Origin of the sequence: Streptomyces sp. NPDC026673 (genome assembly GCF_040638135.1) — a bacterium.
In the GTDB taxonomy this organism is placed as follows: domain Bacteria; phylum Actinomycetota; class Actinomycetes; order Streptomycetales; family Streptomycetaceae; genus Actinacidiphila.
Genome location: NZ_JBEZXR010000003.1, coordinates 255660 through 278338, shown reverse-complemented (window position 1 = coordinate 278338; position 22679 = coordinate 255660). Strand labels below are relative to the sequence as shown.

The window sequence follows — 22679 nt, the reverse complement described above, 5'->3', positions numbered from 1 at the left end:
CAAGGTCCTGACAGGCACATCCCGACGGCCGGGACGATGATCGGCCAACCCCGGCACGCCCTCGCAGGGTCAGCGGCGGACGGCCTCGCGGGGACCGGGGCCGGTGGCAGGATGACGGCCATGGCGAATACCAGGCGCGCGAAGCCGATCTCCCGCTCCCGGACGGCACCCGGAAAGGGCGTCCACAAGATCAAGGTCACCCTGCGTGGCTCGCGGCCCCCGATCTGGCGCCGCCTGGAAGTGCCGTCGGGCACCACGCTGCAGCAGCTTCACCACGTCATCCAGGCGGCCTTCGGCTGGGAGGACTACCACATGTGGGCCTTCGAGGCCCCGCAGGACCGCTACGGAGTCGCCGACCGAGAGTTGGGGATCCGCAGTGCGACGTCCAAGCGGCTTGACCAGGTCGCCCCAAGCGTCGGCGACAAGCTCTGCTACACCTACGACTTCGGCGATGACTGGGAGCACGACATCCTGGTCGAGGCCGTCACCGACGCCGAAGCGGGTATTCCCTACCCACGCTGCCTTACCGGTCGCCGTGCCTGCCCGCCTGAGGACTGCGGCGGGATGTGGGGATACGAGTACCTCATCGAGATCCTCGCCGACCCAGGCCACGAAGAACACGACGAACGGCTCGAATGGCTCGGCCTTGACACCGTAGACCAGTTCGACCCCGCCGCCTTCGACCTGGCACAGGTCAACAGCGCACTGTCCGGCTTCGCAGCCATCCTGATCGAGAACTGACGCCCCACCATGCAGCATCGATCGCCCCGGCCACCACGGCAGGGGGATCCTGACCCTCGCCGGATCAGTGCGGTGCTGCACTAAGCGCTCGGCCAAGTGCTCTGCCGAGCGCCCAGATTGACTACAGGAGGCCGAGCGTCACTTGATGCGGTAGCTCGCACCGAGGAGGAAGCTACTGCTGTTGCAGTAGGCGTAGGAGGGGTACGGCTCGTAGGTCCACTTCCACGACCCGTAGAAGTAGCGGACGTCGCCACTCAGATCGTCCTGGCAGATAGCCACTGCCCTGAACTGGCTGTGCCCTTCACTGGTGTTGCAATAAGCGACGGTACTGTCCCCAATGTAAGCGCCCCAGGTACACTCGCCGTTGCTCTGAGCGACAGCGGGCGAGGCCCCTGCTCCGACTATCAGTGCGGCGACAGCACCGGCTACAGCGGCGAACTTCTTGTATCTCACGGATGCCCCCGTTCATGGTGTCGACATGGAGCCCGCCTCGCCCTCGAAGGATCGAGGGCGGTCGGTTGCGGGGAGGATAGTCGGCTCAGCTGACGTCGCATAGAGGTTGACAGCTCATCGTCAAGAGTGGCCTGGCGTCTTACCGCGATCCACCGGCCGGTGTCGGTCGTCCGGGAGCGCCTGGGAGGAGGGTGGCCGCGACCGCACCACTGCCGCCGAGCCGGCCGCCCGCGTCGGGGATGCGTTGGAGGTGAGGCCGTGGCAGTCCGTGCCGAAGCCGCGGTTGACGGTGTACCGGTATGAGCGTCCGCTGCTGTGCGTGTTCTGGGCAGGGGTGCCCGGTGCGCGAGGCGGTAGGTTGATCCCATGACCTGCTTCCGAACGGGCAGTGCCGCGTAGGCGCCCGAAGGCCGTCCGCGATGAGCGGTAGCGGCCGAGAAAGCGCGTTGTGGTGCGCCGCGTACGTGGTGTTTCCGCCCGGACGCGGGCGGCGATACGGCGTGTGGAGGATGAGCGGCTGTGGCCGGACGCGGTCGCCGACGCCCTGTCCCGCTTCGAATGGGCCTTCCGGCAGCCGGGGCGCGATCTGAACGCCTCCCAAGTTCATCAACCAGCGCTCGAAGTCGAAGACGCCCGCGATGACTTGGAGGACGCCATGCGGCATCTTCCCTGTGGTGCCCGTGTGGATCTGGGCCGGCTGGTGAAGCGCATCGATGACGAGTTCGAGCGCCGGACCCTGCCGGATCCAGGCCGGATGAGCGAGTGGACGGCGGGCCGATGGTGGTGGTGGCGCATCCGGGAACGCTGATCGGATGTCACCGCTCCTTGCGCCCGGCGTCAGCCTTCCACGCCAACACCGCGTGAGCGTTCAACTGCGCCGCAGTCGCGAACCGAGGCCGACGACTGCGAGGGGTCCAGAACAACTCTCACAGGTCACAGACGGTTCTGCCCCCGGCGCAAGGTTGCCGGCATGGTGTCGAGGCGATGAGTCCGCCGACGCCGTCAACCAGTTCGACATCGCCTCTGCAGGCGTCCCGACGCGTCGCGGCAGCCTCCTGGGGGAAGGAGGCGCGGCGCGCCATCCGCCGTACTCCCGGCGCCCGAACGCGGGCGCAAACGGTGCGGGAGACCCTGTGAACCGAGGGCCGCCGGTCGGCATGTCCGTCATCACCTCACCGGAGATCACCTCATGAGTGCCCAGCAGTCCCTCACCTATGACGCGTTCGTCGCGCTCGCCATCGCCGATCCGGCAGTCCTCGGCCTCGTACTCAAGGGTTCCCAGGCCCACGAGGGCATGAGCACCGAACACTCCGATCACGACCTGTACGTCATCCTTGCCGAAGGCGCGCCGACGACGCTCGCCCGGTTCGCAGGGCACCGCACCGCGGAACTCGACCTCGTCATGCTCACCCTGGACGAGTTCCGCGCCGCCGGAATGCCGGGCTTCGAGCGGTACGCGCTCGCCCGGGCCCGGGTCGTACTCGACCGGCTCGACGGAGGCATCGCCCGGATCCTGGCCGCCAAGGCGCGGCTCGACGCCGGTGAAGCGTTCCGGAACGCGGGCGCATGGCTGGACGCCTATGCCAACTCGCTCTATCGCTCCCTCAAGAACCACCGTGACGGACATCTGCTCGCCGCCCGGCTCGACGCCGGCGACAGCATCCGGTCTCTGCTGGAGCTGCTCTTCGCCCTGGACCGGCGCCCCTGCCCCTACAACAAGTTCCTGGAGTGGGAACTCGCCCGGTTCCCCCTGCCCGGCTGGGACACCCGTACGTTGCTCGACGCCGTGGACCGCATCGCGAGAACGGGTGCACCGTCCGTCCAGCGTGACCTCTTCGCCCTGGTCGAGGCGGGAACCCGGAGGGCCGGACACGGCACGGTGCTGGACGCATGGGGCGCGGACCTGGAGCTCATGCGACCGCGGTAGACGTCGACGGTCAGCCGGGTCGGACGGGGGAGCGCGGCCAGGTGCGGATCGAGGGGCAGGACGCTCGGCCGTCGGGTCGCGCCCGGCCCCGCGATTTTCGAGCGCGGTAGCCGCGCTCCCGCCGCCGGCCGCACTCGCCCACGACCTGCCCCGGCCCGGCACCTCGCCGGCGCCGTCTGCCGCCCTCTGACGTGCCGTCGGGCCCGGCCGCCACACCCCGCCGCACTCGCAGCCGTTGCGTCGTCTGCGCGGCGCCCGGGGCGTACGTACTGTACGAATTTTGTTTGCCCGCCGTATGCCTTCTCCGTGTCTGATGGCGTACGGTCGTGATCGCGGCGGGTGCAATTCCCCCGTGACCACTGCCGTATTGCTCTGGGTTGCACGCCCGGCATCCGGGCTGACAACGTTGTCATCTGGTGAGGCCGACTCGTGCGTGTGTATTGCGACGCTGGAGAGGTTACGTGTCCATCAGATCCCATCCCCCCTTGCCCCCCGCGATCCCTCCGGGATCCGCCCGCGGGCGTCGCCGGCCACTGCGCGCGACCGTTGCCGCGCTGCTCACCGGGGCGCTCGGCCTCGGCGCGCTGGCAGGTGGCGGCGTCGCCGCCGCCGCACCTTTCGGGACCGCGTCCTCGGGGACATCCGGTGGCACGGACTACACCGGACTCGTCGACCCCTTCGTGTCGACCGCCGGCGACGACGGCAACGACCTGCCGGGCGCGCAGGCGCCCCACAGTCTGGCCAAGGTCAACCCGCTGACCACGCCGAACCGCAACCACACCGGGTACGACTACAACGAGGACCACATCGCCGGGTTCACCTCGACGAACCTCGACGGCGTCGGCGGCTCCGGAGGCGGTGGCGACCTGCTCGTCGTCCCGACCTCCGTGCAGTACGACAACCGGCCCGCCACCGGCACGTACGCCCATCCGTTCAGCCACGACGACGAGACCGCGACGCCCGGCTACTACCAGGTGGGCCTCGGCGCGATCTCCGGAACCGCGTCGTCGGTGAAGCAGGACTCCGGCACCATCAAGGCCGAGATGACCGCGACGACGCGCACGGCGCTGCAGCGGTACGGCTTCCCCGCCGGGTCGAACCCCGAGCTCGTCCTCGACCTCGCGAACAACTTCACCAGCCGCACCCGCTCGACCATGAAGGCGACGACGCTTCCGAACGGGACCACGTCGATCACCGGCCTCATCGCGGGTTCGTTCAACGGCGCCTCGTACAAGCTGTACTACGCCGCCACCACGAACGTCCCCGTGACCTCCCTGAAGAGCTGGGGCAACGACGGCAAGCTGAGCGACGCGACCACGCAGGACGGCTCCGACACCGGCGCCGTCCTCGGGTTCGACAAGGCCGCCGGCGACGACATCGAGCTGCGCATCACGCTGTCGCCGATCAGCGCCGAGCAGGCCGTGACCGACCAGCACAACGAGGTGGGCGACCTCACCTTCGACCAGGCGCGCGCCCAGACGAAGGCGGCCTGGAACAGTGCGCTCGGCGCCGTCGACGTGCGCTCCACGGCGAAGTCCGACCCCGAGTCGACGCTCACCAAGCAGTTCTACACGCACCTGTACCGCATGTACGCGCTGCCCGTGAACGCCACCAGCACCAGCGGTACGTACCGCGGCGCCGACGGCGCGGTGCACAAGGCGAACGGCTTCACGTACTACGACGGCTGGTCCACCTGGGACGACTTCCGCAAGTACTCCGTCGAGGCGTACATCGACCCGGCCACCTACCGGGACATGATCCAGTCGCTGATCGTGCTCTTCGCCGACCAGCGCACCACCGGCAAGAGCCTCGGCAGCCTCACCCACTCGGTCCCGACCGTGCGCTGGGAGCGCTCGGCCGTGCTGGTCGCCGACGCGCTGTCGAAGGGCTTCAAGAACTTCGACCGGCTCGACGAGGCCTACCCGGCGCTGCTGTCGTACTCCGGGTACTACACGGGGGCGCAGCTGCGGCAGGGCTACGTCACCGGTGATCCCGGTACGACCGTCCAGCGCGGCTACGACCAGTGGGCGCTGTCCGTCGTCGCCGACGCGCTCGGCAAGAAGGACGACGCGAAGAAGCTGCGCGCCCAGTCGACCATGGCGATCGACAACCTCGTGAAGTCCGGCGCCTGGACCGCGGCCGACGGCACCAAGGTCGGCCTGCTCACCCCGCGCGCCGCGAACGGCGACTGGCAGAGCGCCGACTACGAGAAGTTCGAGGCCGCCGGCCTCTACCAGGGCACGCTGTGGCAGTACCACTGGTATGACGCCTACGACATGGGCGGTCTCATCGAGGCCATGGGCGGCGAGAAGGCCGGCAAGGCCGCGATCAGGCACATGTTCGGCGAGGACTCGACCGTCGACGACGGCTCGACCATGCTGCACTCCAACGCCAACGAGATCGACCTCCAGGCCCCGTACCTCTTCAACTACGTCGGCGAGCCGAGCCTGACGCAGAAGTGGGTGCGTGCCATCTACACCGGCGCGACCTGGAACCGCTACATCGCGACGGGCTCCACGAACGAGGCCCCCAGCTCCGGCGGCGAGTTCCGCCCGCCGGTCAAGACCCAGGTCTACAAGCTCTCCCCGAACGGCTTCCTGCCGACGATGGACAACGACGCCGGCACGATGTCGACCATGTTCGTCGGCGCCGCCCTGGGTCTGTTCCCGGTGACCGCCGGTTCCAGCCAGTTCCAGATCGGCAGCCCGTTCTTCGACTCCACGACGATCACCTACGCCAACGGCTCGAAGTTCACGGTGAAGGCCGACGGCGTCTCGCCGAGCAACTACTACGTGCAGAACGCGACCCTCGACGGGAAGCGGTTCGACAACACGTGGCTCGACTACTCGCAGATCATCTCCGGTGGAACCCTGGCCTTCACGATGGGCTCCAAGCCCTCCCAGTGGGGCGCCAAGACCAAGCCGGCGTACTCGCTGAACACGGACTCGGGCGACACCGGTGACGGCGACGCGGGTACGGACAAGGGCGACACCGTCGTCTCCGCCCGCCCGGGCACCGTCGCCACCGCCGAGGACGGCACCCTCGACGACAGCGTGAAGCTCACCCTGGACGGACCGGCGTCCTTCGACGCCCGCAAGGGCACCAGCCTCACCAAGGCCGGGGCGGCGACCGTGACCGGGCTGCCGGCCGGCGTCACGGCCGACCTGCGCGTCAGTGACAAGCGGACGGCGACGCTGTCGCTCACCGGCACCACGAAGGTCGACGCGCGCTTCGGCATCACCTTCCGCGACGAGGCCTTCGCCCACGGGGTGCGGGCCTCGACGGTGAGCGGCACCGGGATATCCCCGACCGACCCGCTGCTGATCTCCGCGGCCGCGGTGCACCGCAAGTCCCTGGGCGCACTGGTCGACCAGGCGTCCCTGGTGCGCAGCGCCAACTACTCCGACGGTTCCTGGAACCTGTTCCGGTCGGCGCTGGAACGCGCGCGGACCGTCCTCGCGGACACGACCTCCGCGACGGGCACGATCATGGCCGCGCACGACGCGCTGCAGACCGCCGTCGACGCGCTCACCATCGACGAGGGCGGCTACGCCGTCCTGCAGGCCGAGAGCCCCGACCAGAAGGAGGGCCCCAGCCTCGCCAGCGAGCGGAACAACTCCGACGGCAACCTCGGTGGCGTCACCGAGGGATCGTGGGAGCGGTTCACCAAGCTGGACTTCGGCGGGGTCGCCCCGCGGAGCATCTCGGTCCGCTACGCGAACTCGCAGGCGACGAACGCGAAGCCGAGCAGCGTCGACATCCACGCCGGCGCCGCCGACGGCCCCGTCGTCGCCACGGTCTCGCTCCCCGGGACCGGCGGCTGGCAGTACTACTCCACGGTGCAGGCGGCCGTCACCAACGCGGACGCCCTGCTGGACGCGAAGAGCGCGACGTTCGTGTTCCACGCCCCGTCCGGCCAGCAGTGGGTGTCGAACTTCGACTGGTACCAGTTCTCGCCGTACGAGCTGTCCTCGTCGCCCTCGACCACGCTCGCCACGCTGACCGCGGTGAACGCCACCGCGACCGGCGACGGCTCGCTCCCCCTCAAGCTCTCGAACGGCATCTTCGAGAACGTGACGAACGGCGCGTGGGCGCAGTGGAAGGACACCAACCTCCGCAACGGCGCCGACACCGTCACCGTCCGGTACGACAAGCCCCAGTCGCGGGCGGCGTCCGACTCGCACATCGAACTGCACCTCGGCTCGAAGGACGGCACCAAGAAGGTCGACATCCCGCTCGACTACACCGGATCGGGCTGGGGAACCATCGCCACCACGACCGTGCAGCTCGACCCGAGCGTCTTCACCGGCGTCCAGGACGTGTACGCGGCCTTCGTCTCCGGCACGCAGACCGCCGCCCAGCCCTACGTGGGCAACATCTACGCGCTGACCCTGTCGCAGGACGCCGACGCCCCCGTGGGGTTCGACGCCACCGCGTGGCGCTCCAACAGCGGCGGCGGGCTCAAGAGCGAGCCGGTCGGCTGGACCGGCGCCGGTTCCACCACCGACCTCGGCGGCACCTACAACGGAGCGTGGCTGAACTACGGGGACATCGACTTCGGTGACTCCCCGAAGAGCAGGGTCACGATCACCTACGTCAACAACTCCGCCCGCTGCGGCACCGGCTCCGCCGTCCAGCTCTACCTGGACTCCTTCGACGCGGCCAACCCCGGCACGCCGTACGCGACCGTGCCGCTGCCGGTCACGGGCAGCGCGTGGTCGTCCGGAGGGACGACGAGCCTGGTGCTGCCCAAGGCGATCACCGGTCAGCACACCGTCTACCTGCGGCTGACGACGAACCCGGACTCCTCGCACCCGTACGTCGCGAACCTGGGCCGGATCACCTTCAACCACGTCGAGACGCCCGCCGTCACCGACAAGTCGGCCCTGCGGAAGGCGATCGACCAGTACGCGGGGCTCTCGGGCGACGCGCAGCGCTACGGCGCGATCGACTTCGGTGTGTACCTGCGCGAACTCGCGGCCGCGCGCGTCCTCGTCGACGCCGAGGACCCGACCCAGCTCGAGGTCGACACGCAGACGCGCGGCCTCACCCTGGCCGCCAACCAGCTGGTCCCCCTGCCGAGGCTGAAGCTGGAGGACCTGGTCGAGACCGCGTCGGCCCTCGAGGACGACCGGTACACGGACGCGTCGTGGAAGGCGTTCACCGAGGCCCTCGCCGCGGCGAAGACCGCGGTCGCGGACGGCACGTCGACGGATGCGGTGCTCGCCTCCCGGTCCGACGGCCTGCGCCATGCCCTGTCCGCGCTCACCACGAAGCCCAAGACGGTGCCGGCCGCGCCCGACGCCGTGTCGGCGACCTCGTCCGGCACGAGCCTGACCGTCGCCTGGTCCGCCCCCAAGGACACCGGCGGCTCATCGGTCACCGGCTACAAGATCACCCTCAGCGACGGCCACCGGATCAGGATCGACGATCCGGACAGCCGGAGCACGACGTTCACCTGGCTGCGGGCCGGCAGGTCGTACACGGCACGCGTCCAGGCCGTGAACGCCGTCGGCACCTCCCACCAGAGCGCCGCCACGGCACCCGTGGTGATCGGCGGCGGCAAGCCGCAGACGCCGGCCGTCACGGGAGTGACCACCGACGGCAAGCAGGTCCGTGTGACCTGGCGAGCGGCCGGTGACGGCGGATTCCCGGTCATCGGCTACACCGTGGCCCTCGGCGACGGAACCACCGCGCACGTTCCCGCCACCACGGACACGGCGCTGCTCACCACCACGGGCAAGGCCAAGGCCCACACGGCCACCGTCACCGCGGTGACCCTGGCCGGAACCTCGGACGCCGCCGCGACCACCACGGTGACCGCTTCGGCGGAGGCTTCCACGTCCGCCGCCGACCCGGCGTACGAGCCGTCCCCCTTCCCGGACGAGACGCTCAAGGCGAACTACGCCTCGGACAAGTGGCCGGGAACCGGCGACGGGACCGACTACTTCTACGGGCTGCTCAACGGCTTCGAGGACCTCGACTCCGACATCCTCGCCGCCAACACCAAGGTGCCGGGCGGCACCCCGCTCACCGCTCAGAACGACCGGATCGCGGTGCGCATCAACAACGCGGCGACGCAGAAGGAGGTGGACCGCGCCGAGGTCGACGCGACCAACAGCTCCACCGTCACGATGGCCGACGGCCTGGGCTCCCGGCTCGGCCAGATCTACCTGGACGCGCTGAACGGCGGCCGGCTGCCGAAGACCGGCGCGCTGTTCTCCCGCGTCACGCAGGGCCTCGACAAGGGCGGTGCGGCGAAGGACCACTTCGGCTACCAGCGCCCGTATGTGCGGCTCGGGTTCGTCGGGGACGGCGGCGCCGTCTACGAGTCGCAGGACGGCTCCTACGGCAGCCTCACCACCAGTGGTTCGTACCCCAGCGGCCACACCTACGGCGGCTACGAGGCGGGGACCATCCTCGCCACGCTCCTGCCGGAGCTGGCACCGTCGATTCTCGCCCGCACCTCGGAGTACGGGGACAACCGCATCGTCCTCGGGTTCCACTACCCGCTCGACGTCATGGGCGGCCGCATCGCCGCACAGGCCACGGTCGCGCACCGGTGGGCGGACCCCGACTTCGCGAAGCTGCTGACGCAGGCCCACACCGAGATGGAGAACGTACTGCTCGCCGCCTGCGAGAAGGAGGGGTACGGCGACACGCTCGAGGCCTGCGAGGGCGACTCCTACGCCGGTCTGAACACCGCGCAGCACGTCGACCTGTACACGCAGCGCCTGGACTACGGGTTCTCCAAGGTGGGGAAGTCCGGGCAGGCCCTCAAGGCGCCGTCCGACGCGGCGGCCCTGCTGGTCACGGCCTTCCCGGACCTGACGACCGCGCAGCGCACCCAGATCCTCGAGCAGACCGCGACGGACTCCGGCTCCCCGCTGGACCTCACCGCGGACGGCGGGGAGAGCTGGGAGCGGATCAACCTGGCGGCCGCGATGGCGGCGCAGGTCGTCGTCGACGCCGACGGGTCGGTCAAGGTGACGAACCACGCGGACGCCACCAAGGCCAGTGTCGCCGACGCCAAGGCGATCAAGGTCGGAGGCGTCGCGATCGACGGGTTCGACCCGGCCGTGTCGACGTACGTCGTCGACTGGCCGAAGAACAGGAAGCTCCCGGCCCTGTCCGCCGTACCGGCCGAGTCCGGCGCGCGGGTGAAGGTCACCGAGGGCAGCCCGGTCCTCTCGTCGAACGGGCACCGGTTCACCACCCGCACCATCAAGGTGACCTCGGCCAACGGTTCGGTCACCCGGACCTACACGGTCGGATTCCAGCTCACGGACCGCGACGACCGTCCGGTCGCGGCCGGCGGCAACGGCGGTGACCGCGTCACCGCGGCCGACCTGTTGAGCCGGGGAGGCAACGGAGCGGGCTCGGCCGGCGGCGCCGGATTCTGGGCGCCGTCGACGGAGTGGGCGAACCCCATGTGGATCCCTCGGGGGTAGCGCCCGCGTGACCGGCGGACCCGCCGCGCCCCCTGGGGCCGCGGAAGGATCCCGCCGACCCCCGGGAGGTGCACCGCCACCGGCGGCCGGCCCCTCCGGGTGAACGACACCCGTTCACCCGGAGGGGCCGTCGGCATGTCGGCACGGCCGTTCAGGGCGGCGGTCGTCCGCGAGGGCGTCCGAAGGGATCGCGGCCGGGCCCGCCGCGGCACGACGAGCGCGGTCCCCGGCCGATCCCTCGCGGACGATCCCTCGCGGACGATCACGGCCGCGCCCGACACACCGTCAGACATTCACGACAAATGACCGTGTCGACCGCGTCGACCGCGCGGCCTCGCCGTTGTCGTCCCCGCCCCCCGACACGCCGGGCATCACCGTCGGGTTAGTCTGTCCCTCGCACCGGACACGGGGTGCCCCATCAGGGGCTGAGATCACACCCGTCGAACCTGAACCAGTTCGTACTGGCGGAGGGATGTCTCCATGCCATTGGCGCATGTTTCCGGCGGTCTGCCCGCCGACACCCGACAGACCGTCTTCGACGGGCGCATGCCGGCGGCCGCCGGCGATCTGCGGATCGAGGCGCACGGCATACGGCCGGTCCCCGAGAGCAACCGCTACGGCGGCCCGGGGCGCCTGTTCACCGTGTGGTTCGCCCCCAACCTCACCATGACCGGTGTGTTCACCGGCACCATCGGCATTGTCCTCGGCCTGGACTTCGCCACCGCGCTCACCGCCGTGGTGCTCGGCACCGTGATCGGTGCGATACCCACCGCCTACCTGGGCACCTGGGGGAGCCGGACCGGTGCGGGGCAGTTGCCGCTGGCCCGTCTCGCCTTCGGCCGGGCCGTCGCGCTGCCCGGCCTCCTGCAGTGGCTCTCCTCGGTCGCGTGGGACGCGCTGATCGGGCTCTTCGGCGGGGACGCGCTGGCGCGGCTGTGCGGCCTGCCCTTCTGGGTCGGGGTCCTGCTCATGATGCTCGGCCAGGGCGCTCTCGGCGTCCTGGGCTACGAGGCCATCCACCGGCTCCAGATCGTCATGACCTTCGTGCTCGCCGTCGCCTTCGCCCTGATCGCCTGGAAGCTGCTCGACGGCGTCCACCCCGCGGCCACCGGCTCCGCCCATGGCGCCGACCGGGGTGGGGCGTTCGTCCTGACCAGCACCATCGCGCTGAGCCTGTCCCTGTCCTGGGCCCCGTACGCCAGCGACTTCAGCCGCTACCTGCCGCGGGCCACCTCCCGCTCGCGCATGTTCTGGTACACCCTGGCGGGCCTGGTGGTGTCCTTCGTGGCCGTCCAGGCCCTCGGGCTGTGGGGCGCGTCCGTCCTGACCGACCAGACCGCCGCCGGCGTGGCGGACCTGCTGGGCGGCGGGCCGCTGGGCGCGTTCGGGCTGCTCGCCGTGGCCCTCGCGGCCCTGTGCAGCAACGCCATGAACGACTACAGCGGATCCCTGGCCCTGCAGACCGTCGGTGTGCGCGTTCCGCGCCCGGCGGCGGCCGCCTTCGCCGCCGTACTCGGCTTCCCCCTCGTACTGTGGATGCACGCCGCCGACACCACCGCCCGCTTCCAGAACGTGCTGCTGTTCGTCGGCTACTGGATCCCCGGCTTCGTGGCGATCGTCATCGTCGACTGGCTGGCCCGGGCACGCGCACGGGCAGGCGCGGAGATCGACCTCGCCGCCGAGAGCGGCCGGCCGCAGCCCGGGCTGCCCGCCGTGGTCGCGTTCGTGGCCGCCTTCGCAGCGGCCGTGCCGTTCATGGACACCACCCTGTACGTCGGCCCGGTGGCGGAGGCCCTGCACGGCGCGGACCTCTCGTACTACGTGGCGTTCCTCGTGGCCCTGGCGGTGTACACCCCGCTGCGGCTGCGCCGGCGCTGGCGGCCCTGAGCCGCCGCGCCCCGAACCACCGACCACCGCAGACGCCCGCACCCCGTCCGTCTCCCGAGGAGCGACACCGCATGTCCCCGACTCCCGCCGATCACACGGCCTTCGCCGCGCAGGCGCTCTCCCGCGTACGGGACCGTTCCCCGCTGGTCCAGTGCCTGACCAACTCGGTGGTGACGGGGTTCACCGCCAACGTTCTGCTGGCGCTGGGCGCCTCACCCGCCATGGTCGACATCCCGGGGGAGGCCGGACCGTTCGCGCGGGTCGCCTCGGGCGTCCTGGTCAACCTCGGCACCCCGCACGCCGAGCAGCGCTCCGCCATGGTCGAAGCCGCGCGGGCGGCCACCTCGGACGACACCCCGTGGGTGCTCGACCCGGTGGCGGTCGGCGCGCTGCCGGTGCGCACCGCGCTGGCGCGCGAACTACTGGAGCTGCGGCCGACGATCGTACGGGGCAACGCCTCGGAGATCATCGCCCTGGCGGGAGCGGGTGGCGGCGGCCGCGGAGTGGACTCCTCCGACGGCGTCGAGGCGGCGGAGGAGACGGCACAGCGCCTGGCCGGTTCCACCGGCGGTGTGGTCGCCGTCTCCGGGCCCGTGGACTTCCTCACCGACGGGGTGCGTACGGCCCGCGTCGCCAACGGCGACGCGCTCCTCACCCGGGTGACGGGCGGGGGCTGTGCGCTGGGCGCCGTCATGGCCGCCTACGCGGCGGTCGACGAGGACCGGTTCGCGGCGACGGTGGCGGCCGTCACCGCCTACACGATCGCCGCCGAACTGGCCGCGAAGAAGGCCGCGGGGCCGGGCAGTTTCGCCGTGGAGTTCCTGGACGCGCTGGCCGCGCTGCGGGAGTCCGACATCGCCGAGCGGGCGTCGGTGTCGTGACGATGACGCCGGTCGATCTGTCGGTCTACCTGGTCACGGACGCGGACCAGTGCGGGGCCCGGGGCCGCGGCGTGGCCGAGACCGTCGCCCAGGCGGTCGCGGGCGGCGTCACCGCGGTGCAGATCCGCGAGAAGCACGCCGACGGCGGTGATTTCCTGCGCACGGTCACGGAGGTGGCCGCGGTCCTCCCGGAGCACGTGGCGCTGATCGTCAACGACCGGGTGGACGTGTTCCTGGCCGCCCGCGCCGGGGGCATCCGTGTGTCGGGCGTCCACGTCGGACAGTCGGACCTGCCTCCGGCCGCCGTACGCGAACTGATCGGACCGCACGCGGTGCTGGGCCTCAGCGCCGCCACCGCGGAGGAACTGCACGCCGCCGCCCGGGATCCGGCAGGCGTCCATCACGTCGGCATCGGCGCGCTGCACGCGACCCGGACCAAAGCGGACGCTCCGCCCTCGCTGGGCCTCGACGGCTTCGCCCGCCTCGCCCGGCTCAGCGCGCTGCCCGCCGTGGCCATCGGCGGCGTGACCCCGGCCGACCTTCCGCGACTGCGTGAGGCGGGGGCGGCGGGGGCGGCCGTCGTGTCCGGCATCTGTGCCGCCGAGGACCCCCGTGCCGCGGCCCGCGCCTACGCCCTCGCCTGGGGCCGCGTGCCGACCCCGAGCCGGGAGCGGACCTCCGCCTGACGGTGCTCGGCAACCCGATGTTCGCGGTGCGTCAGGGGTGCGGGTGTCCGTCCGGGGCCTGGCTCGGCGGTGCCAGGGTGCGCAGGACGTCGAACTCGTTGCCCTCGGGGTCCGCCATGACCACCCAGCTTCGGTCCGAGCCCTGGCCCACATCCGCCTTGGTGGCGCCCAGGCCGAGCAATCTGGTCACCTCGTCCTCGGTGCTGCCGTCGATCGGGCTAACGTCGAGGTGCAGCCGGTTCTTCACGCTCTTGCCCTCGGGCACCTGGATGAACAGCAGGGTGGGCGGCATCTGGCGGGCCCGGACATCCTCGACGGTCGGCACCCAGGAGCCGATCTCGACCTTGCCCTCGCTCCGCTCGATGACCTTGAAGTCCAGGACCTCGCACCAGAAGGCCGCGAGCCGCTCCGGATCGTGGCAGTCAACGGTCAACTCGGTGAACCTACTTGTCATGACTCTCCCAGGCTGTGCGGACGAAGCTCAGAGTATGCCGCCCGTCCGGCAGATCCGAGAGCTTTCCCACCAGTGACGTCAGAGGAGAGTGACGGTGTGTCAGATGCGTACCGGTGACCTCCACCCGTGCCGCGGCCTCAGTACGGCGAACCGCTCCCCGGTGCGCAAGGCGACTGTGACCGTGACCGTCCCGTACCGGGGCGGCGATTCCACCAGGAGCGCCCACGGTCGCCGGCTCCGCGATCCGGCGGCGCCGGCTCAACCGGGCCGGGCGTGGAGCACCGGGCCGACGTCGCACCCATCGGCGAGACCGCGGACGGCGACCGCTCGCCGCGTCGGGAGGGGGAGCGCGGCCAGGTCTTCATCGAGGAGCACGTCGGCGCGGCCGTCCGGCGGCCCCCACTCGTGCGGGATCCCCGACCGACGGACCTCCACGTCTTCGCGCTCACAGACCCTCCGGTGCCGGATGCGGGCTCCGTCGCGCAGGGCGTGAATCGGCACGGTGACCAGCGAGAAGGCCACGCAGCCGGTTCATGGTGCGCGCATACCGACAGCGTGGGACGCGGGGCGGTTCCGTGCGAGGCGGGGTACTCCGGGGTGGTGATGACCGGCCCCGACGCCAAACCGGTGTCCCGCAAGCTCAAGAGGTGCTCAAGAGGGGAGACCGGCCACCGCGCCGAAGCTACGCTGCTGATCACGTAGCCGTAGAACACGGGGGAGAACTGTTGTGGTCGAAGTCGCGATCTTCCTGCTCCTGCTCGCTTCCTTCGCGACGTTCCTGGTCGTCAAGCTCCTGCGTCGCGGCAACCGCCCCACGGAGACCGCCGACGGCCTGCGCATCGAGCAGGCCCGCCGTGACCAGGCCCACAGCGACCGCATGACGTACAACTCGCTGGCCACGCACGGCAGTCCGTACGGCTCGTTCAACCCCTGACAGGCGGGCCCGCTCACGCTTGCGGTCGTGGAACCCCGACGCGGATGGCGTGGGGGTTCCACCGGTGGGCGCCTCAGGACGCGACGGGGAAGCCGTCGCGTCCCATGGGCCGCCCTCAGACGTCCAGGCCCCCGAGGGTCGCGAGGACCAGGGGCACCAGATCGTCCAGGTCCGCGGCGGCGAGCTCGTCGAGCGTCCCCGCGCCACGGGCCAGCAGCACCCCGATGAAGGCGGCGGCCGCCAGCTCGGCCCGCAGTTGGGGCCGGTCCACTCCGTCACGGGCGAACCGCTCGCGCAGGGGGTCGACCATGCGCAGGTACAGCTGCGCGCGGGCGGCGTCCTGCACGGCGTCGTCGTCGTGGGCCTGGACGGCCGACCGGAAGACGGGGCCGGTGCCGCGCCGGTCGCCGCGGTCGAACAGCGCGCGGAGACGCTCGGGTGCCAGCAGGTCCGGAGGGGGCGCGTCGCCCAGTTCGGCGCGCAGTACCGCGGTGTACAGGCCGCTCTTGTTGGTGAAGTACCGGGCGATCAGCGCCGGGTCGACGCCCGCCCGCTCCCCGATGTCGCGGATGGTGGTCCGGTCGAAGCCCCGTTCGCTGAAGAGCTCGCTCGCCGCGTCGAACAGCTTTTCGCGGCTGAGTGAGGAGTCGCGCCTGCGCGACGGTGTGCCCTCGTTCACCGCGCCGCCTCGTGCCGCACCGCGTCCCCGCCCGGCTGCCGCGACACGGCGGCCGCGTCCGGTGCCGGAGCCGCGACCGCGGCGCGCCGGCGCCGCGGCGGCAGGACGGCGGCGACGGCGATCATGGCGACCCAGACCCCGCAGGCCAGGAGTGCGGCCGTGCGGTAGCCGTCACCCGTGGGCAGCGCGCTGCCGGCGGCGGTGTGGGCCTGCAGGATCGCGGCGCTCAGCACGCTTCCGGTGGAGTAGCCGACGTAGCGCAGCACCTGGTTGAAGCTCATCGCACTGCCCGTCTCGTGTGCGGGTACGGAACCCACGATCATGCCGGGCATGACGGCGAACATCCAGCCGATCCCGAAGCCGGCCACCGCCATGATGACGAACAGTTCCCAGAGCTGTTCGCGGGCCAGGGCGAAGGCCAGTACGGCGGCCAGGGAGACCGCGCACCCGAGCGACAGCACCAGAGCCGTGGGCGCCCGCCGGGCCAGCAGCGGCACCACCCGGCCGGCGGCCAGGCTGGCGAGGGAGAAGGGCAGCAGCACCAGTCCGGTGACGGCCACCGAGGCCCCGAACCCGTAACCGGCCTCGCGCGGCGTCTGCACGAAGCGGGTGACCAGCGACAGCAGCAGGTACATCCCGAGGCCGGCCACCAGGGCGGTCACGTTCGCGGTGAGCACCGAACGGTCCTTGGTCAGCCGCAGGTCGACCAGCGGCCGCGCGGTCCGCAGCTCGTGCACGACCCAGAGCGCGAGCAGCAGAACACAGCCCACGACCAGGGCGAGCAGCCGCGCCGAGCCCCAGCCCCAGAGCTCGGCCTCGCTCAGGGCGAGCAGCAGTCCCGCGAGCGCGGTGCCGAGCAGCACCGCACCCGGGACGTCGAGCCGCGGGGCGGCGCGCCGCGGGGACGGCGGCAGGACCACGACGGCTGCCACCAGCGCGGCGGCGCTGACCACCGCTCCGAACCAGAATCCGGCGTAGAGCCCGTAGGACTGCGCGATCAACCCGGTGACCGGGTAGCCCAGGCCGACGCCGGCGACGGTGGTGATCGACAGCAGGGCCACCGCGGGGCGTGATCGCTCCGGCGGCAGGGCGTCGCGGGCGGTGGCGATTGCCAGTGGGATGAGGCCCAGCCCGAGGCCCTGCAGCGCGCGCCCGGTCACCAGGGAGCCCATGCCCAGGGGCAGCGCCGCCAGGACGCAGCCGGTGAGTACCGCGACCAGGGCGCCGAGAATCACCGGGCGCCGGCGCGGACCGTCCCCCAGCCGGCCCATCACGGGTGTGACCACGGCACCCACGAGCAGCGTGACGGTCAGCGACCATTGCGCGTCGTTCAGGGAGACGTGCTCCTCGGCGGCGATGGTCGGCACCAGCGGGGCGCCGAGGCTGCTGACCACGGCGACCAGCATGCCGAGCGAGACCAGTACGGGAACCAGCGCCCGCTGCCGCCCGGACCGCGGATTTCCCATCGCGGCGTTCTCCACGACTCTCCTTGATGTCATCGCGTGATGTCTTCAGCTGAAGTCATCACGCGATGACAATATTCCCGGCGCCTCCGCATGCCGGTCTCCACGCTGGACGTGTGCGAACCGGCCGTCGGCCTGCCGGCCGACCACTACCGGCACTGGGGGCTGACGCACTTCCTCCTCGACGGCCACCACAAACTGGAGGCCGCGGCGGCGGCGGGCCGCCCGGTGCGGCTCCTTTCGCTGCTGGCCCTGGGCGAGGGGCTCGCCTCGGCCGAGGACTGTGCCCGGCTGCCCGCGCTGCGCGCTCGCCCGCGCTCCGCCCGGGCGCCCCGGACCTGAACCGGCGCAGGAGATCACACCCGCGAAAGGCGCAGTCCGCTATTTCACCAAACGGTGAGACACCGGCAATGGGGCTTGCCGCGGGCGGGTTCCGCGGATGCGCCCGGGGCCGTGTTTCACCGGAATGGCGCGTTGGCCAGCGCAAAGGCCGCCCGGTGGGTTGACCGGTGTTCCGAGGGGGCTGGCGTCTTTGCGTCGCGTGTCGTATTCACGCCCTCGATACGTGCAGTGACCACTCACGAGTAGCCGGAGTGGGGCGTTCACTCAGCGAACACGCCGGGACCCTTATTCCCCTCCAAAACATCCAACAATCGCAGCCGAGCGTGTACTTGCAGCATTTATGCGATGACATTCCGTCACCGCCGCCGACAATCTTGCTTGTTGACATGGACAGAGCGGAACTCGCTAATGGGCTCCGGTGAACGCTCGGACGTTCGCCGTCGCCCGGGAGCCGTACCCGGCTCCATCCCTGCACGCACGCATGGGAGTCACGTTGCGCAGACCAGCGAGAACCACCAACCCCCTCCACCGGACGGTGACCAGAGGACTGGCAGTCCTCGGCGCCGCCGCCATGGCGGTACTCGGAGTACAAGCACCGGCATTAGCCACAGGTGCCGCAGGCGCGAAGTCCGCCGCCTCGGTCACCGACGGCCGCGCCTCCTTCGAACCCACCTGTGACGACGCCAAGCCCGGCCACTTCAGCTGCTTCGCCCTGCGCCGCACCGACGTGAAGGCCGTCAAGGGCCTGCTGCGGGCGGCCGACACCCCGGCCGGCTACGGCGCCACCGATCTGCGGAGCGCCTACGACCTGCCCGCCGACGGGGGCGCCGGACAGACCGTCGCCATCGTCGACGCCTTCGACGACCCGACCGCCGAGGCGGACCTCGCCGTCTACCGTGCGCAGTTCGGGCTGCCGGCCTGCACCACGGACAACGGATGCTTCCGCAAGGTCGACCAGCGCGGCGGCACGGACTACCCCGTACCGGACCCGGGCTGGGCCGGTGAGATCTCGCTCGACCTCGACATGGTCTCCGCGATCGCCCCCAACGCGCACATCCTCCTGGTCGAGGCCGACGACAACAGCTTCGAGAGCCTGTCCGCGGCCGTCGACCAGGCGGTCGCGCTCGGCGCGAAGTACGTCTCCAACTCCTATGGCACGGACTACCGCGGCGGGAACGGCGAGGACCCGTCCGAGACCACGGAGCTGGACGCCCACTACAACCACCCCGGCGTCGCGATCACCGCGTCGACCGGCGACTTCGGCTACGGCGTGAGCTACCCGGCCGCCTCGCAGTACGTGACCGCGGTCGGCGGCACCACGCTCACCCGCGCTCCGTCCACCCCCCGTGGCTGGACCGAGGACGCCTGGAGCCTGGCCGGTTCCGGCTGCTCGCTGTACGAGCCCAAGCCCGCCTTCCAGCACGACACCGGCTGTGACAACCGGGCACTCGCCGACGTCTCGGCCGTCGCGGAGAACGTGGCCGTCTACCAGACCTACGGCCACAACGGCTGGGCGGTCTACGGCGGCACCAGCGTCTCGGCGCCGATCATCGCCTCGGTGTACGCCGCCGCCGGCACCCCCGTCGCCGGGTCGTACCCGAACGCGTACCCGTACGAGGCCGGCACCGGACTCAACGACATCACCACCGGCAGCAACGGCAGTTGCTCCCCGTCGTACCTGTGCAACGGAGCCACGGGCTTCGACGGCCCGACCGGCCTCGGCACCCCGGCCGGCCTGAACGCGTTCCGCACCGGAGCGCACGGCGTGATCGCCGGAACCGTGACCGACAGCGCCACCGGCAAGGCCGTCGGAGGTGCCACCGTCACGGCGGGCACCGGGATCGCCCACACCGACGCCTCCGGCGCCTACTCCCTGACCGTGCCCACCGGCACCTACGACGTCTCCGTCGAGGCGTTCGGCTACGCCGACGGTTCGGCCGACGGGATCGTGGTCGACGAGGACGCCAACGTCACCAGGAACTTCAGCCTCTCCCCGGTGCCCAGCCAGACGGTCGCCGGCAAGGTCACCGACGGCTCCGGCCACGGCTGGCCGCTCTACGCCAAGATCACCGCGGACGGCGTCCCCGGTATGGCGTGGACCGACCCCGCCACCGGTGCCTACAGCCTGGACCTGCCCGAGGGGCACTCCTACACCCTGCACGTCGCGTCGTCGACTCCCGGCTACAAGACCGTCAGCAAGACGATCACCGTCGGCGACTCCGCGCAGACGGTGGGGATCACGCTCCCGGTCGACGCCTGGACGGCGAACCCGCCCGGATACCGGGTCGACGTCACCGGCACCACCGAACCCTTCGACGCCACCGACGCCCCGCCCGCCGACTGGACGGTGGACAACGCCAAGGACACCACGGGCGGCTGGCAGTTCGACGACCCGGGCGACCGCGGCAACCACACCGGCGGCGACGGCGCCTTCGCCATCATCGACAGCGACCACTTCGGCGGCGGCGTCTCCCAGGACTCCTCACTGGTCAGCCCGGTCTACGACTTCACCGGCAAGAACGACCCCGAGGTGGCCTTCGACACCGAGTACAAGCAGTACGGCGGGCAGTCGGCGGTCGTCGAGGCGACCGCGGACGGCGGCAAGAACTGGACCAGGATCTGGTCGCCCGGCTCGGACGTCACCGGGGACCGGATCGAGGCGTCGCTGGCCGACTTCGCCGGCAAGCCCGAGGTGCAGCTGCGCTTCCACTTCACCGGGAGCTTCGGCTGGTGGTGGGCCGTCGACAACGTTTTCATCGGCGACCGGAAGCTCACCCCCGTCCCCGCCGGCCTGGTCGTGGGCACCGTGACCGACGCCAACACCGGGTCCGGCATCGTCGGTGCCACCGTCACCAGCCAGGACAAGCCCACCGAGAAGACCACCACGGGGGCCACCCCCGACGACCCGAACCTGCCCGACGGCTTCTACTCGTTCGTCTCGACCGCATTCGGCAACCACCCCTTCACCGCGGCCAAGGCGAAGTACACCTCGCTGACCAAGACCGCCAAGCCGGGGGCCGACAGCGCCGTCCAGGCGAACTTCAAGCTCAAGGCCGGGCAGGTCGCGATCACCCCGGCCTCCGTCTCCGCCTCCGTGGCCTGGGGCGGGGCCAAGTCCCAGAAGCTGACCGTCAGGAACACCGGCGGCGCCGCCGCCACGGTCAAGCTCGGCGAACAGGCCGGCGGCTTCACCCAGCAGGCCAAGGGCGCCGCGCTGCAGACCGTCAAGGGCACCTTCAACCCGCTGTCCAGCAACGCCCGGGCACCGGCCGGCGCGGCCAAGCCCGCCGCGGCGGTCCCGGCCGACGACACGTGGCAGACCGCCCCGGACCTGCCGGCCGCCCTCATGGACAACGCCGTCGACACGCTGGACGGCAAGGTCTACTCGGCCTTCGGGTACAACGGATCGACCGACGTGAAGGACCTGTACGTCCTCGACCCGGTCGCCGGCAGCTGGACCAAGCTGGCGAGCGCGTCCGACACCCGTGAGGACCCCGCGCACGGGTTCATCGACGGCAAGCTCTACGCCGTCGGCGGCTGGGGCCCGTCGGGCACCCCGGACGCGAAGCTGGAGATCTACGACCCGGCGTCCGACAGCTGGACCACCGGGGCGTCCGCGCCCAAGCCGTACGCCGGCTCCGGCACCGCCGTCCTGGACGGCAAGCTCTACATGATCGGCGGCTGCGGCGCCGACTTCTGCGGCACCACGGACGCGAGCGTCTACGACGCGAGCACCGACAGCTGGTCCCAGATCGCGGCCTACCCCGAGCCCATCTCGTGGGAGGCGTGCGGCGCCATCGACGGCCAGATCTACTGCGCCGGTGGTCTGGGCGCCAGCGAGAACGACGTCGTCCACACCTACGCCTACGACCCGGGCGCCGACAGCTGGTCGCAGCTCGCGGACGTCCCGGCCCCGCAGTGGGGTACCCACTACTCCGCGGCCAACGGGCGCCTGCTGCTGGTCGGCGGAATCGGCAACAACGCCCTCACCAACCGCAGCCAGGCCTTCGACCCGAGGTCCGGCACCTGGGCCGCCCTGCCCAACGCCAACGTCGCCACCTACCGCGGCGGCGGCGCACCCGGCTTCTACAAGGTGGGCGGCGGCAACGCCCCCGGCAGGCCGATCGGCAAGGTCGAGGTGCTGCCCGGCTACGACCAGGGCGGGGCGAGCGACGTCGACTGGCTGAGCACGAGCGTCCAGGAGCTCACCCTGCAGCCCGGGGCCAGCACGACCGTCACCGTCTCGCTGGACGCCACGGCTGCGTCCGTGACCCAGCCCGGTGACCTGACCGCCGGCCTGAGCGTGGGCACCGACACGCCCTACGCCGTGCCGCGCATCCCGGTCAGCCTGCACGTCGACCCACCCAAGACCTGGGGCAAGATCAGCGGTCTCGTCCTGGGCAACAAGGCCACCGGCGGCACCGCACCGCTGGCCGGTGCGACCGTGCAGATCGACAGCTGGGCCTCGTCCTACACACTCACCACGTCCGCCGACGGCACGTACGGACTGTGGCTCGACGTCCGCAACAACCCGCTCACGGTCATCGTCGCCAAGGACGGCTACCAGCCGACCGTCACGACGGTGAAGCTGAAGAAGGGAGCGACGGTCACCGCCGACTTCACGCTGAAGCGCAAGTAACCGGGGAAGCACCGGGAAGGCGCCGACGGTCCGGGTGACGGGCCGTCGGCGCACCCCGGATGTGAACTCCGGGCGGCTTGCGGAAGGTGAAGGTTCCACGGTCATGGCGCACCGCCCCGTCCGGGGCGGTGCGCCATGACCG

At 71.1% G+C, this 22679-nt stretch carries 14 protein-coding genes and 1 riboswitch; of the genes, 10 read left to right on the top strand and 4 right to left on the bottom strand.

Going from position 1 to position 22679, the window contains the following annotated elements; all coding sequences use genetic code 11:
* The first annotated feature begins 120 nt into the window (after window positions 1–120).
* Window positions 121–741, top strand: coding sequence for a plasmid pRiA4b ORF-3 family protein (locus tag AB0F62_RS04285; RefSeq protein WP_361791964.1), 621 nt, complete (start codon window positions 121–123; stop codon window positions 739–741).
* Window positions 742–879: 138 nt separating this feature from the next.
* Here AB0F62_RS04285 and AB0F62_RS04280 read toward each other — a convergent pair whose 3' ends face one another.
* On the bottom strand, window positions 880–1020 hold the full coding sequence (locus tag AB0F62_RS04280; RefSeq protein WP_361791962.1) for a hypothetical protein: 141 nt from the start codon (window positions 1018–1020) through the stop codon (window positions 880–882).
* 676 nt (window positions 1021–1696) lie between these two features.
* Between AB0F62_RS04280 and AB0F62_RS04275 the strand changes: the two genes are divergently transcribed.
* The 6 genes from AB0F62_RS04275 to thiE all read left to right on the top strand — a co-directional run bounded on the left by AB0F62_RS04275 (window position 1697) and on the right by thiE (window position 14026).
* The gene (locus AB0F62_RS04275; RefSeq protein ID WP_361791960.1) at window positions 1697–2002 is read left to right on the top strand and encodes a hypothetical protein; all 306 of its coding nucleotides are present in this window, start codon (window positions 1697–1699) and stop codon (window positions 2000–2002) included.
* A 381-nt stretch (window positions 2003–2383) separates the two neighbouring features.
* The gene (locus AB0F62_RS04270; protein WP_361791958.1) at window positions 2384–3121 is read left to right on the top strand and encodes a hypothetical protein; all 738 of its coding nucleotides are present in this window, start codon (window positions 2384–2386) and stop codon (window positions 3119–3121) included.
* 485 nt (window positions 3122–3606) lie between these two features.
* Window positions 3607–10572 carry a glycoside hydrolase domain-containing protein gene (locus AB0F62_RS04265; protein WP_361791956.1) on the top strand — a complete coding sequence of 2322 codons (6966 nt, stop codon included), beginning with the start codon at window positions 3607–3609 and terminating at the stop codon, window positions 10570–10572.
* Window positions 10573–10968: 396 nt separating this feature from the next.
* Window positions 10969–11062, top strand: a riboswitch (TPP riboswitch).
* Window positions 11053–12459 carry a cytosine permease gene (locus tag AB0F62_RS04260; protein ID WP_361791954.1) on the top strand — a complete coding sequence of 469 codons (1407 nt, stop codon included), beginning with the start codon at window positions 11053–11055 and terminating at the stop codon, window positions 12457–12459. (Overlaps the previous riboswitch by 10 nt.)
* Window positions 12460–12530: 71 nt before the next feature.
* On the top strand, window positions 12531–13340 hold the full coding sequence (thiM, locus tag AB0F62_RS04255) for a hydroxyethylthiazole kinase (protein ID WP_361791952.1): 810 nt from the start codon (window positions 12531–12533) through the stop codon (window positions 13338–13340).
* 2 nt (window positions 13341–13342) lie between these two features.
* Entirely contained in the window at window positions 13343–14026 is a 684-nt protein-coding gene (thiE, locus tag AB0F62_RS04250) for a thiamine phosphate synthase (RefSeq protein WP_361792042.1), read from the top strand.
* Window positions 14027–14057: 31 nt separating this feature from the next.
* On the opposite strand, the gene AB0F62_RS04245 is transcribed toward thiE, so the two are convergent.
* On the bottom strand, window positions 14058–14480 hold the full coding sequence (locus AB0F62_RS04245) for a VOC family protein (RefSeq protein WP_361791950.1): 423 nt from the start codon (window positions 14478–14480) through the stop codon (window positions 14058–14060).
* 727 nt (window positions 14481–15207) lie between these two features.
* On the opposite strand from AB0F62_RS04245, the gene AB0F62_RS04240 reads away from it, so the two are divergent.
* Window positions 15208–15414 (top strand): hypothetical protein, encoded by a 207-nt coding sequence (locus tag AB0F62_RS04240; protein ID WP_361791948.1) that lies wholly within the window; start codon window positions 15208–15210, stop codon window positions 15412–15414.
* A gap of 115 nt (window positions 15415–15529) precedes the next feature.
* Here the strand turns inward: AB0F62_RS04240 and AB0F62_RS04235 are convergent, their stop codons facing one another.
* Together AB0F62_RS04235 and AB0F62_RS04230 are read right to left on the bottom strand one after the other, a co-directional pair.
* A complete protein-coding gene (locus AB0F62_RS04235; RefSeq protein ID WP_361791946.1) occupies window positions 15530–16093 on the bottom strand; it encodes a TetR family transcriptional regulator in 564 nt (187 codons plus the stop codon).
* The gene (locus AB0F62_RS04230) at window positions 16090–17574 is read right to left on the bottom strand and encodes an MFS transporter (RefSeq protein WP_361791944.1); all 1485 of its coding nucleotides are present in this window, start codon (window positions 17572–17574) and stop codon (window positions 16090–16092) included. The genes AB0F62_RS04235 and AB0F62_RS04230 overlap by 4 nt, the downstream gene beginning before the upstream one ends.
* Before the next feature lie 75 nt (window positions 17575–17649).
* On the opposite strand from AB0F62_RS04230, the gene AB0F62_RS04225 reads away from it, so the two are divergent.
* On the top strand, window positions 17650–17898 hold the full coding sequence (locus AB0F62_RS04225) for a hypothetical protein (RefSeq protein ID WP_361791942.1): 249 nt from the start codon (window positions 17650–17652) through the stop codon (window positions 17896–17898).
* Between the two features lie 535 nt (window positions 17899–18433).
* Window positions 18434–22537 (top strand): carboxypeptidase regulatory-like domain-containing protein, encoded by a 4104-nt coding sequence (locus tag AB0F62_RS04220; RefSeq protein WP_361791940.1) that lies wholly within the window; start codon window positions 18434–18436, stop codon window positions 22535–22537.
* Window positions 22538–22679: the final 142 nt, after the last annotated feature.